The organism is Marinomonas sp. PE14-40, from assembly GCF_051623805.1.
Lineage (GTDB): Bacteria > Pseudomonadota > Gammaproteobacteria > Pseudomonadales > Marinomonadaceae > Marinomonas.
This window is the reverse complement of the sequence record NZ_CP130700.1, coordinates 3,003,636-3,018,665: the sequence shown is the minus strand read 5'-3', so window position 1 is coordinate 3,018,665 and position 15,030 is coordinate 3,003,636. Positions and strand designations below refer to the sequence as shown.

Annotated in this window: 13 protein-coding genes; 4 read left to right on the top strand and 9 right to left on the bottom strand. The window is 44.7% G+C overall.

All coding sequences use genetic code 11. The features are described from left to right. Window positions 1-7 precede the first annotated feature (7 nt). A complete protein-coding gene (locus tag Q0A08_RS14045) occupies window positions 8-838 on the top strand; it encodes a class II fructose-bisphosphate aldolase (RefSeq protein ID WP_438462148.1) in 831 nt (276 codons plus the stop codon). Window positions 839-988: 150 nt separating this feature from the next. On the opposite strand, the gene Q0A08_RS14040 is transcribed toward Q0A08_RS14045, so the two are convergent. Then, complete coding sequence (locus Q0A08_RS14040) at window positions 989-1,498, bottom strand: HPP family protein (RefSeq protein ID WP_438462147.1); 510 nt, start codon at window positions 1,496-1,498, stop codon at window positions 989-991. A 165-nt stretch (window positions 1,499-1,663) separates the two neighbouring features. Between Q0A08_RS14040 and Q0A08_RS14035 the strand changes: the two genes are divergently transcribed. Then, window positions 1,664-2,254, top strand: a complete 591-nt coding sequence (locus tag Q0A08_RS14035; RefSeq protein ID WP_438462146.1) for a TetR/AcrR family transcriptional regulator — start codon at window positions 1,664-1,666, stop codon at window positions 2,252-2,254. On the opposite strand, the gene Q0A08_RS14030 is transcribed toward Q0A08_RS14035, so the two are convergent. Both Q0A08_RS14030 and Q0A08_RS14025 read right to left on the bottom strand, forming a co-directional pair. Next, window positions 2,251-3,159 (bottom strand): amidohydrolase family protein, encoded by a 909-nt coding sequence (locus Q0A08_RS14030; protein ID WP_438462145.1) that lies wholly within the window; start codon window positions 3,157-3,159, stop codon window positions 2,251-2,253. The two genes, Q0A08_RS14035 and Q0A08_RS14030, sit on opposite strands and share 4 nt — an antisense overlap. 145 nt (window positions 3,160-3,304) lie before the next feature. Then, complete coding sequence (locus Q0A08_RS14025; protein ID WP_009833984.1) at window positions 3,305-4,195, bottom strand: alpha/beta hydrolase; 891 nt, start codon at window positions 4,193-4,195, stop codon at window positions 3,305-3,307. 221 nt (window positions 4,196-4,416) lie between these two features. On the opposite strand from Q0A08_RS14025, the gene Q0A08_RS14020 reads away from it, so the two are divergent. Further along, the gene (locus Q0A08_RS14020; protein ID WP_438462144.1) at window positions 4,417-5,391 is read left to right on the top strand and encodes a GlxA family transcriptional regulator; all 975 of its coding nucleotides are present in this window, start codon (window positions 4,417-4,419) and stop codon (window positions 5,389-5,391) included. Window positions 5,392-5,549: 158 nt separating this feature from the next. Further along, a complete protein-coding gene (locus Q0A08_RS14015) occupies window positions 5,550-6,386 on the top strand; it encodes an intradiol ring-cleavage dioxygenase (protein WP_438462143.1) in 837 nt (278 codons plus the stop codon). Here Q0A08_RS14015 and ydiJ read toward each other — a convergent pair. From ydiJ to Q0A08_RS13985, 6 genes are all read right to left on the bottom strand, one after another. Next, the gene (ydiJ, locus tag Q0A08_RS14010; RefSeq protein ID WP_438462142.1) at window positions 6,383-9,559 is read right to left on the bottom strand and encodes a D-2-hydroxyglutarate dehydrogenase YdiJ; all 3,177 of its coding nucleotides are present in this window, start codon (window positions 9,557-9,559) and stop codon (window positions 6,383-6,385) included. The genes Q0A08_RS14015 and ydiJ overlap by 4 nt on opposite strands. Window positions 9,560-9,670: 111 nt before the next feature. Further along, window positions 9,671-11,038, bottom strand: a complete 1,368-nt coding sequence (locus tag Q0A08_RS14005) for an MmgE/PrpD family protein (protein WP_438462141.1) — start codon at window positions 11,036-11,038, stop codon at window positions 9,671-9,673. Window positions 11,039-11,104: 66 nt separating this feature from the next. Beyond that, the gene (locus tag Q0A08_RS14000; protein ID WP_438462140.1) at window positions 11,105-11,908 is read right to left on the bottom strand and encodes a type 1 glutamine amidotransferase; all 804 of its coding nucleotides are present in this window, start codon (window positions 11,906-11,908) and stop codon (window positions 11,105-11,107) included. 159 nt (window positions 11,909-12,067) lie between these two features. Next, window positions 12,068-12,955, bottom strand: a complete 888-nt coding sequence (locus Q0A08_RS13995; protein ID WP_438462139.1) for a glycine betaine ABC transporter substrate-binding protein — start codon at window positions 12,953-12,955, stop codon at window positions 12,068-12,070. Between the two features lie 127 nt (window positions 12,956-13,082). Continuing rightward, window positions 13,083-13,829: an ABC transporter permease gene (locus tag Q0A08_RS13990; protein ID WP_438462138.1), complete on the bottom strand. Its 747-nt coding sequence runs from the start codon at window positions 13,827-13,829 to the stop codon at window positions 13,083-13,085. 12 nt (window positions 13,830-13,841) lie between these two features. Then, window positions 13,842-15,023 carry an ABC transporter ATP-binding protein gene (locus Q0A08_RS13985; protein ID WP_438462137.1) on the bottom strand — a complete coding sequence of 394 codons (1,182 nt, stop codon included), beginning with the start codon at window positions 15,021-15,023 and terminating at the stop codon, window positions 13,842-13,844. Window positions 15,024-15,030 lie beyond the last annotated feature (7 nt).

Below are 15,030 nucleotides of genomic sequence, written 5' to 3'. Positions count from 1 at the left end.
GTAAAACATGCTAGTTAGCTTGAATGATATTTTGCCAGATGCTGCGAATGGGAGTTCTGCCATTCCTTGCTGCAATGTATTTGGATACGAAGAAGGCCGCGCCATTGTTGCTGCGGCCGAAACCTTAAAGCGCCCGGTTATTCTGGCGGCAAATAAGGACATGGTCGATTTTATGGGAGTGGAAGCACTGGCTAAAATGCTGCTTTCTCTTGCCCATAATAGCTCTGCCAAGGTGTGTGTGCATTTGGATCACACTTATGAAGAAGAGATAGTGTATCAGGCCATTCACCATGGTTTTTCTTCTGTCATGTTTGATGGCTCTCAGCTTCCGCTAGAAGAGAATATTCGCCGTACCAAGCAAGTTGTACAGGTTGCGCATGCCATGGGGGTGAGTGTCGAAGGTGAGATAGGGTCGGTTGCCTATAACGAAGGTCGTGACCATATTAAATCTATCAGCACAGTACCAGAAGAAGCAGCGGCCTATGCCAGTGAGAGTGGCTTAGATGCCATGGCGGTTGCTGTGGGTAATGTACACAGGCTAACTACGCCAGACTCAGTGATTGATTACCCTAGGCTTGAAGAAATTGCTGGTTTAGTGGGAGATATTCCACTGGTGATTCATGGCACCACAGGTATTAAAGAAGAAGACATCTTAAAGCTTAAGCAAACTAGGGTGTCTAAATTTAATATAGGGACATCACTTCGAATGGTGACGGGTGAGAACCTGAGACGCCTGATGAATGAAGAGCCTAACAAGTTCGACAAAATGTACTTTATGCAAAAGGTTATGCCTTTTATACAGGCCGAAGCTGAACGAATTATTCGTCTCTTAGCTTAGGACTCGTGATTGATTTCCTCTTTTCCGTTCCGCGTTAGTTTTCAATGATTGAAAACCTTATTCATCATACTGCTTATTTGGCACCAGATAGAAAGCAGATGAGACAGTATGATGAATAACTATTTTCGTTTTCAGTTTCCTAACCCTTAATTAGTCTTTACCTATCCAATAAAGCGGCCACTTGGCATCTGCTTTGACATTGTTGATCACAGCTGCCACACCTACCAAGATAATACTGCCTAATAAAACCGGTAATAATAGAAAATCAAAACCTGCACTGCCTGCCATTAAAATGACCAAAGGGTTTGCCCCAGCGGGTGGATGCACTGCTCGAAAAAATTGCATGGCCGCAATGGCGGTTGCCACCGCGAATGCCATCACAATAGGGCCTTGGCCAAAAAAGTAGAGAGCAACTAAGCCCACTAAAGCGCTGATAAAGTGACCCCCTATGACATTTCTGGGTTGTGCAAAAGGTGCTGCGGCTGCGGTAAATAGAATGACACAGGTCGCGCCAAAGGGTGCCATAAGCAGCGGGTAGCCAGACCAATTTGTAAGTAAGGCTAGGCTTAATATACCCACAAAACCACCGATAAAACCTGTCGCAATGACTTTCGCATCTGGCTTTGGAACTAGCTTGCCACCCCCTGAGAATCTACCCATCTTTGCACCTCACCGTGTGTGCTTTGAATAAGCACACTAACAATTATTTTTAAGACCTGTATGCTATGGTACAGATCTGTACTGTCTGTAACTGTACAGGTCTGTACCATTTTATCAAGACTTAAAAGAGTTAGCTGAAAACCTGAGCAAGCCCTAGGGAAAAACATGAGCACCAAACACGATATTTTAGATTGCGCCGAATCCTTATTTAATCAGCAGGGTTATACGGCGGTGGGTGTTGATCTGATTCGAGACACAGCGGGCGTTTCTAAAACTACGATTTACCGCCACTTTGGTGGTAAAGATGGCTTGATAGAAGCGGTACTAAAGAGGCGTCATCTACGCTTTGAAGAGGAATTATTTGCTAAAGTAAATGCGACTAATCAAGCCATGTTAGATAAAAAGTTAGATGCTAAAACGGCCAGCTTTCAACGCTTATCAGCCATTTTAGATTGGCATTATGCTTGGTTTATGTCGGATCATTTTCAGGGTTGTATGTTTATGCACGCCCTTTCTGAATTTAAACAAAATAACAGAAAAATCAGCCAGATAGCCTTAGATCATAAAGCTTGGTTAGGTCAGTTAATACAGGATGCTTTGGATAAAACACTGACAGACATAGAGGAAAAAGCAGAGATGCTACTCACCTTTATTGAAGGCCTGATTATACGAGCTGAATTCGCTCAAGATGAGATGACAAAACTAGTCGCAAAGCGCTCCCAACATGAGGCGCTTATCTTATCTCTATTGGCTTAATCAAACTGATAAAGGCGCTTTGGGTTATCCACTAAAATTTGATTGCGTAAGCTTTCATCAGGCACCCATTGAGTGAGTTCGTTTAACAAATCTGTGGTGTTTGGCATGGCTTTATCAAAGTGAGGATGAGGCCAATCTGAGCCCCAAACACATTGCTTGGCATTGGCATTAACCAGTGCTTGGGCAAAAGGAGTGACATCGCTAAAAGGGGTGCAGGCTTGGGTGCTGGTACGATAAGCCCCTGAGAGTTTTACCCAAACTCGGCCTTCTTCTAATAGGCTTAATAAGTCTTGAAAAGCAGGGTGATCTAACCCCAAACCTGTGTCCATATGCCCCATGTGATCTATCACCACAGGCACGGGGAGCTGGCGTATCTTGTCGGCGAAACCATCGAAATTCGCGATATCAATTAAGAATTGTAGATGCCAGTTGCGCTTGGCTAGGCGTTCGGCTAAATGGCACACATCGTCCCATTCTATTCCGCCTTTAAAGAGCAGGTTCATGCGCACACCCACATGGCCAGATAAGGCAAGTTCGTCTAACGCCTCACCACTGATATTGGCATCGACAACGGCAATGCCCTTGTAGTCTTTACCTAGCTTACGTAGGTAATTCAGTGTGTCGGTTTGCAGACTGTTATCTGTGCCATACACACTAGGTTGTACTAATACGCCATGGCTAATGGATAATTGCTTATGCATATGTAAGTAAGCACCTACTGGCGCATCAGGCGGTGTATAGCTTCTGCTTTCTGTGTAGTCGTATTTATCTAGAGGGCCAAAGACATGGGCATGACAATCAATAGAACCCAGAGGTAGGTCAAAATCTGGCTTGGTAATAAAAGGGTCAGGGGCATCACATAAAGGCGGTGTGAATGGAGTATTTTGATTGTCAGTCTCTTTCATTTTAACGATCACCTTGAAGGTTATGCTTAAGGCCATTTTAGGCTTAATGTGGCGGTAAGCATCTAATAAAAAAACAGGGCCTTTTTCTGAGAGCATTAAGCCAACAGAAAGAGACCCTTAAAAAGCAAGAGGATGTGATGAGCGTTTAGTGCTGCTCAGCAATCCAGTTAGCTATGTGAGTTGAGAACTCAATGAATCTTTCGTCTTCATCAAGCATCCACTCAGTGTGTCCGCCATTCGCTAGCAAGAACAAAGATTTAGGGCCTGGGTAAGCCGCATAAAGTGATTTTGCTTCTGTCACTGGATGCAGGTCGTTTTCAGCACCATGGGCGATCAATAATGGAATGTTTGAGAAACGCTCGTCTAGGTTAGCTTCTGGGTTAAAGCTAATCAGAGAGTCAGCGAAATCAAAATCAGATGTCACACCATAGCCAGGTGCTTTAACAAGTTCTGTGAACACGTATTCACGGCTTACTGGATCAAGCGGGTAAATTTCAAAAGGATCTATGCCTTTCTTCTCGCCGCCTTTCGCTAGGCGTAGACGTTCTTCGGCCATGAAGGCTTTGAATGCTTTCCAACCGTGCTCGCCACGTAGGGCTTTCTGTACACGTACTGAATTGAAAAAGCCGTTCATTGAAACTAGGCCGTCAATTTGACCTTCACAGATACGTAGTGCATCTAGAATTAGGCCGCCAGCCATGCCCCAACCTGCAACAAAAACCTTACGATTTTCAGCTTGGGCACGTTCAGAAACGATAGCAACGGCATTGGCAATATCACGAACTTGTTCTTCTAAAATAACGCGCTCACGTTCGCCTTGTGAATCGCCAAAACCACGATAATCAAAACCGAAAACAGTGAAGCCTTTTTTAGTCCAGGCACGGGCATAACGCTCTGGGTGGATATTTTTTTGGCCAGTAAAGCCAGAGCAAACGATAACAATTGGCAGTGCTGGATTGTTATTTGATTCGTCAGTAAAGAAGGCGCCATCTAGGACAAGACCATCGCTGTGAAAAGAAACTTTTTGTTCGATCATGAAGTAAAACTCCCAAGTTTTAAATAGTGTAAATAAGGACAGATAGAGCCTTCACTAACAGGTAAAAAGAAGCGAATGCAGCCAGACTGTGATTAGTATGATGGCGAAAAAAACTTGCAATAAATGAAAATAATGCGACATTATTGGTGATAAATACGACTTATTGTTTGTATTTTTACTTTGATTAAGTTTTTTTGAATTGATTATTCACGGGTGAATTTATGCTAGAGAAAAGCAGTAAAAGTATTGAGCATTTTGGCTTTTTTTTAGTGCCAGATTTTTCCATGATATCCCTCGCTGCTGTGGTCGATCCACTGCGTATGGCGAACCGAATTAGTGGACAAACACTCTATTCTTGGGACTTTTATTGCCATCAAAACGAAACGGTTTTTGCCAGTAATGGTTTACCCGTCGCACCCACACGACAGCAAGATGATGTGACAGACTTAGACACACTTTTTGTGGTCGCAGGCATAGGTGCACAAGAAGCAAATGATGCGGCTTTGTTTAGTTGGTTAAGAGGTTTAAAACGCCAAAAAGTGAATTTAGGCTCGACTTCAACAGGCAGTCTTTTGCTTGCTCAAGCAGGGATTCTTAAACAACAAAAATGCACCATACATTGGGAGAATAAAGAAAGCCTTTCTGAGCAGTTTCCTGACTTACAGGTAACAGGTGAACTTTATGAAATAGACCGAGATGTGATGACCTGTTCTGGCGGATTAGCTGGGCTAGATTTAATGCTACAGCTGATTGCTTTAAAGCATGGGGAAACACTGGCGAAAGATGTGGCAGAACAATGTATTCACCCAGCGATTCGACCCGCCTATGAAAAACAAAGGATGGATTTACAGTTACGCCACCATGCCCATCACCCAAGATTGTTAAAAGCCTTAGAGCTGATGCGCAGCAATATTGAAGAGGTGCTGACATGCCAAGAAATTGGCGATCTTGTAGGTTTGTCTGTGCGCCAGATGGAACGCTTATTTAAAACTTTTTTATCTAGTACGCCTGCCAATCATTATTTGCAATTACGTTTAGAGCGAGCACGTCATTTGGTGCTGCAATCCAATCTATCCATGTTACAAATCAGCACCGCCTGTGGTTTTAGCTCCACGTCTTACTTTTCACGCTGTTATCGCAAACAGTTCAATTGCACCCCAAGAGAAGAGCGGCTCAGTTTAAGCCAAGGAATGTAAGTCAGAGTATGTAGGCTAAGGCGTTAAGCCAAGGAACCTTCTAACAAGGCTTTTATCTTAAGGTTTGTCTCACTTTCAATGCTTGGCATGATTAATCCGCTCAGCGTTATTTATAATGTTTCTAATGAGACTATGATTAATAAAAGAGGGGAGATTAAATGCAAAACGATAAACGTCATACGATAAAGTTATTGGGTGCAGGTGTTTTTGTTTCAGCCTTTGGTGGCACTTTATCCGGCTGCTTATCCGGCAACTTAGGCGCCTCTCCTTCTCATTCTGCTCAATCCCTTAATGACCCCAAAATCATTAAAAGCAGAAATTGGCTATCGGGCAAAACGTCTTTAATCACGGCAAACTACCCTAGCGATAGTCTTTTCGAACAAGATGCTGCCTGTCAGATATCTTTGTTTCCACGTAATACCGAAGGGCCGTGCTATTTCTCTACCACCACAGGGGAAGATATCTCCACAGGTCTAAGCGGGTTACCTATGATGTTTTGCTTTCAAATCATAGACCAAGACTGCAATCCTTTATCTGGCTATGAGGTTGAAATATGGCATTGTGATAATCGAGGTGTTTATTCGGCTGATATTTCAAATAGCCTAGACAGCGGACGTTTCTCCGCTGGGTTTTGTAGCAACGGTGATGAGGCCGCGATGAAAAGCACCTGGTATCGAGGTGTGCTGACAACCAATGCTATGGGGCGAGTTAACTTTAAATCGACTTTCCCCGGTTGGTACCCAGGTCGCACGGCCCATGTTCATTTCAAGGTTAAAAAAGGGAATAAAACCTCTGTCACTTCACAGCTATGCTTTACGGATCAGCTATGCCAAGAGATATATAACCAAGAAGAGCACTATAAAAGCAGAGGTAGCCAAGATACGAGCATACGTACGGATGGCTTCTTTGCGGATGCAGAAACCTTCCGTTTTGGTATGAAACAAAATGCTGATGGCAGTTTATTAGCCTTTAAACAAATACAAATCTCTGCTTAATCCTGACGGCTATTTTTAAGGTGCTTGAGTACAGCTTGTAAAGGGTGAAGCAGGGCTTTTTGATCAAAGCGTTTCACCTGACTACGACAAGAATAGCCTGTTGCCACAATGCGATCTTGCAAGGTTTCATCATTTATCTTGTCTTTCCAAGACAGCTCATAAATATCTTTTGAGGTTTGCAGGTTTGCTGTTTCATGGCCATAGGTGCCTGCCATGCCACAACAGCCTACATTCTCAACTTTCAAGTCTAAACCCAACAAAGAGAAGACTTTAACCCAATCTTGAATAGAGGCTGCGGCATTGGTTTTTTCCGTACAGTGAGCCAACAAGTGATAGCTTTCATCTTCAAGCGCAAAAGATCCTTTTAGTTGAGAAGAGCTAAGATTAAGGGAAGAAAGGTGCTCACTTTGTTCTGCTAACCATTCTTGTAGCAAGTTCACGGTTGGAATTTCGCGTTTATCGCCAATGACTTTTGGATATTCTGAGCGAAAACTTAAGGTCATGGATGGATCAACCCCCACAAATGGAATCTTATAAGCCGCTAGCTCTTCTAACATGTCTAGGTTTTTATTCGCTGCTTTCTCAAACGCCTTGAAGAAACCGTGTACATGAAGAGGCTTACCGTTAGGTTTATAAGGTGCTAAGAAGGCCTGGAAGCCTAAACGTGTCAGTAGCTCCATGGTGTCCAATACCAGTAGGGTTTCAAAGTAACTTGTAAAAGCATCTTGCACTATGATGACGGCCTTTCCTTTCTCACCGGAGTGGCTTTTATCTAGGCCAATCGACTTGAGATTGTTAGGCGTTGCGAAGCGAATGCCACGCTTATTCATCTCTTTTTTGATATTGAGCTTAGAGAGTGTTGGACTATCTGTGATGCCTAAATAGTTAGCGCTCAAGCTGTTGATCCAAGCTTGTTCCATCATCCAGTTATAAGGGTGTGGGAACTTGGCTAAGGTCGGCATGATGTATTCCATCGAGCCCACCACATAATCTTTTACGGGGCGCAAATAGCGAGAGTAATAGATCTCTAGAAACTTGGCTCTAAACTCAGGCACGTCGACTTTAATTGGGCATTGGCCCACGCAAGATTTACAGGCAAGGCAGCCCATCATGGACTCATGAACTTCGTTGGAGAAATCATAGTCACCGCGACGCTTTTTCAAGGTGTTGTTCAGGCGTGGGAAGAAACTAGTGATGAAACTCACTAGATAACCAGAGTCTTTTAGCTTGTCACTGACAGCTTGAGTGTCGACTCCTTGTTCACTCATACCACGTAGCCATTCACGCATTAAAGACGCACGGCCTTTTGGTGAGTGAATACGTTCACGGGTGCCTTTGTAAGAAGGGCACATGGCATCGTTTGGATCAAAATTATAACAAGCGCCATTACCATTACAGTACATGCCGGCTTGGAATTGATCACGGTTTACCAGAGGGATCTGTCGATCAAACTGGCCCCTCATCGGCACTTGATCAATTTTAAGGAGCTCGGCTCCTTTTTCGGTGCCCTTTGCTTTAGCTAGCTCAAATGGAGTGGCGATTTTGCCTGGGTTTAACTGGTTATGTGGATCAAATGCGCCTTTTACCTGCTGAATCACAGGGTAAAGCTCACCAAAGAATTCGGTTGCGTATTCAGAGCGAACTCCTTTGCCGTGCTCACCCCATAAAAGACCGTCATATTTCTGGGTAAGAGCAACCACTTTATCTGTGATGTCACGAATCAAGCTTTCGTTCTTTTCATCTTTCATGTCGATAGCAGGGCGTACATGTAAAACCCCGGCATCCACATGGCCAAACATGCCATAGCTTAATTCATGGGCATCGAGTACGGCACGAAACTCCATAATGAAGTCCGCTAGGTTTTCGGGCGGTACTGCTGTATCTTCAACAAAGGGAATAGGGCGACCTTCACCTTTGGCATTACCTAAAAGACCAACCGACTTTTTACGCATGGCCCAGATTTTTTTCACATTCTCATGGCCTTGGGCCAAGGTGTAGCCCAGTATCTTGCTATTAGGTTTAGCAAGCGCCGCATCTAATAAATTCGTTAGCACCTTAATGCGGTTATCCACTTCTGATTGGTCGTTTCCTGTGTACTCAACCAGATTAACACCTTGTAATTCCTTGCCTTCATTGGAGCCTGTTTCATCAGGGAAGAAGTTAGCGACTGAGTGCCAAATGATGTCGTCTTTAGCAAGACCAAGTACGCGAGAGTCTACCGTTTCAATCGAAGTAGGTGCGGCGTTTAGCAGATCTTTAGCGTGACGTAACGAGCCCTCAAAACTGTCATAACGAATGTTGACTAAGGTGGCGAAGGTTGGGATTTTAAGTAGGTTAACTTTGGCTTCTACAATAAAACCTAAGGTGCCTTCTGAGCCACAAAGTACCGAGTTTAGGTTGAAGGCTTTATTCTCATCACGTATGTGAGCTAAATCATAACCCGTAAGGCAACGGTTTAATTCAGGGAAAATCTCATCGATTTTAGCTTGGTTGTGGTTAAAGGCATCATCAACCACACGGTGAATATGGCCCGCATAATCGTCACGCTGTTTTTCTTCAGCAAGCTTCTCATCAGAAATAGGACCAGAATTAAGACGCGTGCCATCAAGTAATACGGTATCAAGAGAAAGGACGTGATCACGGGTTTTACCGTACATGACAGAGCCTTGACCACTGGCATCGGTATTTATCATACCTCCTATGGTCGCACGGTTACTGGTGGAGAGTTCTGGTGCAAAGAAAAGCCCGTGTTCTTTTACCGCCGCATTTAACTGATCTTTTACGACACCGGTTTGGACTCTAGCCCAGCCTTCTTCAGCATTAATTTCGAGCACTTTATTCATGTGTTTAGAGAGATCGACAATCAAACCGTCCGTCAGAGACTGGCCGTTAGTGCCGGTACCACCGCCTCTTGGGCTTAGTACAATGGACTGAAACGCTTCAAGTTGGGCAAGGCGAGTCAGTAATTGAATGTCAGCTATAGACTTGGGGTAAATAACCCCTTGAGGGAGTACTTGATAAATAGAGTTGTCCGTAGATAGCACCACACGGTTGGCATAGTCAGGGTTAGTATCACCACGAAAGCCATCAGCCCTAAGGCGTTCTATAAACTTAAGGTAAAGAGACTGGGTAGGACTAAAAAATGATGATTGCTCTGACAACTTAGGAATCATGTTGGGCTCGACATTAAAGAGAAAAAATTATGGCGTGATCAAGCATCTCACTCTTCTGCGATGGTTAAAGCAAAAGAGTGAGGCCTTATGTAAATTGGCTTTATCTGACTTTTAGCCCGCTTTTAGCAAGTCCATAAACTGGCGTAGTTCTTGTGAGTCAAGGGCGGCCATATTGTCACACATGCTAAAGATAAGAGATTGTTGATCAGAACTAAGGCGAGTACTTGAAAGCCTGAAGAACTTCTCTTTTATCTCTTGCTCAGTAAGCGGATTTTCTGGATTACCTTTGGCAATTGAGCCCGGGGACGTTAGCCTTGTTCCATTTTTTAAAGTGATGATGGCATGGGCCCAACGCTCTGCGGGGAACACAGTGTTATAGTCATCACTCTCACTGATTTGTACCTTTTCACTCAAGGCAATACGTTCTGGGTTAAAGAGACCAAGGTAAGTTTCGCTAATGGATTCTGGGCTAACCTCGTTATCCATAATGGCTGAAGCAACCGAGAAGGGCAGGCTGTATTGTGCTTGCTCTGTGGTGCTTGGGTTAGTCACATGCAGGCGTTTGGCCTGATGAAAAGAGACTATCTCTATGCTTTCAACTTGGGTGTGATCTAAAGGGTTTTCTGCTTGTATCGCACGTATTGCTTCTACCGCAGGCTGTGCCCAACGACACACAGGATAAGCCTTGAAATATTGCTCTTCTATGTACCAGCGACGGCCAAGGTCTTGCCATATTTCGGTCACTGCGTGTGCTTGTTCTGGTGAGTTAGACAAGGTATCTGCATCTAAGGTGATTGCCGGTGCGCCAGTGAAGTTTGCCTTGGCTAAGAGGCTACTTGTTACCCCAGCTAATGCGCCCCAACCAGACCCATCTTTGACCATGGTTGGATAATCAATACAGCGCATCATTTGGCTTCTTGGCCCATGAAACTCCGCAATCCCTAAGGCTTCACGGGTTTGGTTATCATCCAGCTTTAGTAATCTGGCGCTGACTGCCGCGACCCCAATACTGTTCCAAGCTCCTGAGGTGTGATAATCCAGCGCAGTGGCATGCAGGGCGATACCCGCACGGGTTGCCACTTCATAGCCTATTACCAAACAGGTGATCAGCTCTTTGCCATCAAGGTGTTGGCCTTTTTCGATCGAGTCAGCAATGAGCGCCAGCAAAGGCGGCAAGATAGCCACACCCACATGACCCTTGGTTAAGACTTGGCCGTCATGGGCATCGATACTGTCAATTAAGCTTGCGCCAAATAGGCTAGCGCCACTGACGCTGGCACTTTTATCAGAAAACAGCAGGGGCACGGAGCCTGCCATTTGATCACTGACAAAGGCTTCCATGATTTTGGCAAGCTTGGTGTCATGGCCTGCTGCAGCAACTCCAAGTAAATCAATCAAACAATCACTGGCTTGTTTAATAAGAGGCTGACTTAGGTCTTCGAATCTTAAGGTATGGATGAACTGATTTATCTGTTCCATAGGAATACACTTTTAAATCTTTCAGTTTGATTGAGTTTTTGGACTAGGTCTTTTTGTCTATGCTTTTTAGCGACGGGGCTGGATCATCTTGAGCCAGTTATCTATTTCTCGCATACGCATCTTAGGCGCAAGATCTGAAGACTTGATTCCCAAAGCAGCGACTGATTCGCTTCCACTGTCTTGTGCCACCTTGTTTAGGTGCTCAGCAAGCTCTGGATCGGTATTAAACAAACCTTCTCCTGCGACGAGTTCAGCAATGCGCTCTGGGCTTAACTCTGGGTGATATTGCATGCCCCAAAATTGAATACCGTCATTTTCATAGACAAAGGCTTGCACGGGAGAGTGTTTATTTCCCGCTGTGAGTATGGCGCCAGGTGGCAATTTAGAGACTTCATCTCTATGGACACAGCTACAGGCATAGTCATCTTCGCGGCCTTGATGAATCGGGTGTTTGGCCCCCGCATCAGTCAGCTTAATATTTTTCGCCATGCCTAATTCTCTGCCGTTAGGAGAGCTCGCTACTTCGCCACCTAGTACCACAGCCGCAAGCTGCATGCCGTTGCAAGAACCTAAGGTAGGAATGCCATTGGCAAAGACTTTTTCCATGGTCTCTCTTAAGGGCGCGGCTTCGGGTTCATCTACAGACCAGTTAACGCTAGAGCCGGTAAAAACCACCCCATCATATTGAACAAGAGAAAGTTTGGTGAGATCTGAATCCCCATGATAAGGCTGGAAAAAATCTATGCTCAAGTCTGGTTGGCAAGCTTGTAACGCGGCTGAGTAAGATTGTGAATCACTCAGTTGGCCTGCTTGCGCCATTTTCTCTAATAACTCAGGGCTATTGCCTTCGATGATAAGAAGATGTGTCATAAAAAGAACTCCGTTTTCGCGCTTATCTTATTAAACGCGAGCTTTGGCAGAGTGTGGTTAAACCTCTGCATTAGCCTTTTAGAATGTGGCTAATGCAGAGCTCTTTTTCTTTCTTTTTTAGCGTTTCGCTTTAGCTTTCTTTAGCTCTGATAAAAGCGCTTATTGAATGCCAACACCTGCTAAGAACTCTTTCGCAGTTTGCTCGATTGGCATACGTAGCACATCAACACGCGCGTTTAGGTCACGCATAATGTTGTCGTCAATCATGCCAGAAAGCTGGTTCAAAAGGCCTTCTAGTGTTGGGTTAGCCGCTAGCGTATCCGCACGAATAACTGGTGTTAGGGCATAGTTAGGGAAGTAGTTTTTATCATCCGCTAAGGTGACAAAGTTAAAAGCTTGGATACGACCATCTGTAGCAAATACCAAGGCAATATCGACCTGCTCTTCTTTTAGCGCCGTGTAGGTAAGGCCAGAGTCCATGCGTTTGATATCTTTACGTTTCATCTTAAAACCATAGGCTTTTTGCAGAGGTTTAAAACCGTCATCACGGGCATAGAATTCAGCGTTTACCGCAATCTGTAAATCCGCATCACTGTTTACCGCATCAGCAAGGTCGCTCAAGCTTTGAATACCTGCTTTGTCAGCATCGGTTTTACGCATGGCTAGGGCATAAGTATTGTTAGCGGAAGAAGCGTTTAACCAAACCAGACCTTTTTTCGCGTCTAGTTCTTTTACCTTTTGATAAACCTCATTAGGGTTCAACTTGCCTTTGAACTTGTTGTAGTTCAACAAAGAGGTGCCAGTGTATTCCCAGTAAAGATCCACTTGACCATTTTCCTGTGCTTTACGCAGCACAGTACTGCCCATGCCGGCACGCTTTTCCACATCAAATCCTTTGATTTCTAGGTATTGGGTGGTGATCTCTGTGAGAAGTTGTTGCTCGGTAAAGTTTTTACCACCAATGACAATCTCAGATGCGTTAATCGAGCTTGCAGCCAAAACAGGCAGCGCTAGGGTTAGGGCAAGTTTTTTTACGATTTTCAACATGGACTCTATCCTCGTTTGTTTTATTGTTGTTTTACTTTTCTTAATTGATAAGTGTGAGGCGGCTATTTAATAGAGAAAGCTAATAGAAATGCTTGATAGCAATGCTCTAATGGCAGCCGCCTAGTGACTAACGTCTTAAGGGATTCACTCCTCTTGGTACGAGCAAAAAGGCGATGGCTGCAACCAGCACATCGACAAGTACTGCCAGCATGGCAACCGGAATGGCACCTGCTAACATCATGAAGGGTTCATCTAGGTCGATACCGGTAAAGATAAGCTCACCTAGGCCACCACCGCCGATCAAGAAAGCCAATGGCGCTGTACCCACATTGATTGCCAAGGCGGTACGAATACCGGCAAAGATGACAAACAAGGCATTGGGTATCTCAACCTTGATTAGCATTTGCCCAGCTGTCATACCTATGCCAGCAGCGGCTTCTTTGAGGTGTGCAGGGACTTCGTTTAAACCGATATAAGTGTTGCGCACTATGGGCAATAAAGAGGCGATACACAGACCAAAAATGGCTGGCAGTGTGCCTATGCCTAAAAAGCTCATGGCCAAGGCAAGAATCGCCAATGTTGGAATGGTGGTACCAATATTGAGCAATTGCATGGCAGATTCTGCCACCTTGGCAAACCTCGGGCGGCTTAAAATAATGCCGATTGGAATCGCCAAGGCAATCGCAATCACTCCAGAGATCAAGACCATTTCGATATGCTGACCGATAAGGTAAACCACATCTTCTTGATACTCCCAAAGCGCTTCGAAAATCGCATTGGCTTCAAATACCGAGCCAAGCCAAAAGGCGATCAAGATGCCAAAGAAGTAGCCATATCTTTTAATAGATAGCTGTTTCATAGCTGTCTGTTTCATCTGAGGCACCTCTTAGGCTTTGATCGCAGTGGCAAGGTCATCACCCAGAGGGGCTTGGTCTGCGCTGGCTTGGTAACCATCACGACGATAAGTCGCCCCTAGATAGTGAGTAATGCCTCTTTGGGTAATCTGCCCGACCATGCGGCCTTCTTTGTCGACACAAGGCATCCAAGTGATGTCATGGGTAAACATTTTTGATGCAACTTTTCTCAAGTCATCATCAACGCTGATAATGGATTTAAGGCCAAGGTAGTGCTCGCCACATTGTCCTTGCCTTGTTTGAGTTGCTTCTTTGCTGACAAAACCAATAGGTTGTTTCGCCTTATTCACCAGCGTGATGGCATGGTAATAACCACAGGCTTCCATCTTGTTAAAAGCATCACTCAAACTGTCTGCTTGTGACACATAAATAGGCGGCTCCATCACTTGCTCAACATTAACTAGACGTAAGCGTTTTAGAGCTCTGTCATCACCCACAAAGTTCTTCACAAAGTCGTCTTTCGGGTGAGCCAAAATATCATCAGGGGTATCGTATTGGATCAACTCACCGTCTTTGAAAATAGCGATACGGTTCGACATTTTCACCGCTTCATCTATGTCGTGGCTCACAAACATGATGGTTTTCTTCAAGACTTTTTGCATCTTCAAAAATTCGTCTTGAATCACTTCTCGGTTAATCGGGTCGATAGCGCCAAAGGGCTCATCCATTAGCATAACTGGCGGATCAGCGGCCAAAGCGCGGGCCACACCAATACGTTGTTGTTGGCCACCAGACAGCTCTTTTGGATAACGTTTTAGGAAAACGGACGGGTCCAGTGCCACCATGTCTAAAAGCTCAGCGGCACGCTTTTTATAGCGGCTGGCTTCCCAACCTAATAGCTTAGGGACGATTGCGATGTTCTCTTCGATCGTCATATTAGGGAAGAGACCAATTTGTTGGATGACATAACCTATGTTGCGACGCAGGCTCACAGTGTCTAGGCCAGTCGTGTCTTCACCATTGATGTAAACCTTGCCTGATGTGGGCGGCACGATACGGTTGATCATCTTAAGTGTGGTGGTTTTACCGCAGCCAGAAGGGCCAAGCAGGACACAAATTTCCCCTTCAGGGACTTCCATTTGAATGTTGTTCGCGGCGGTTACTGGGCCGTTGGGTGTGTCAAATATCTTGGTTAAATTATCTATTTTTATCATTTTATTT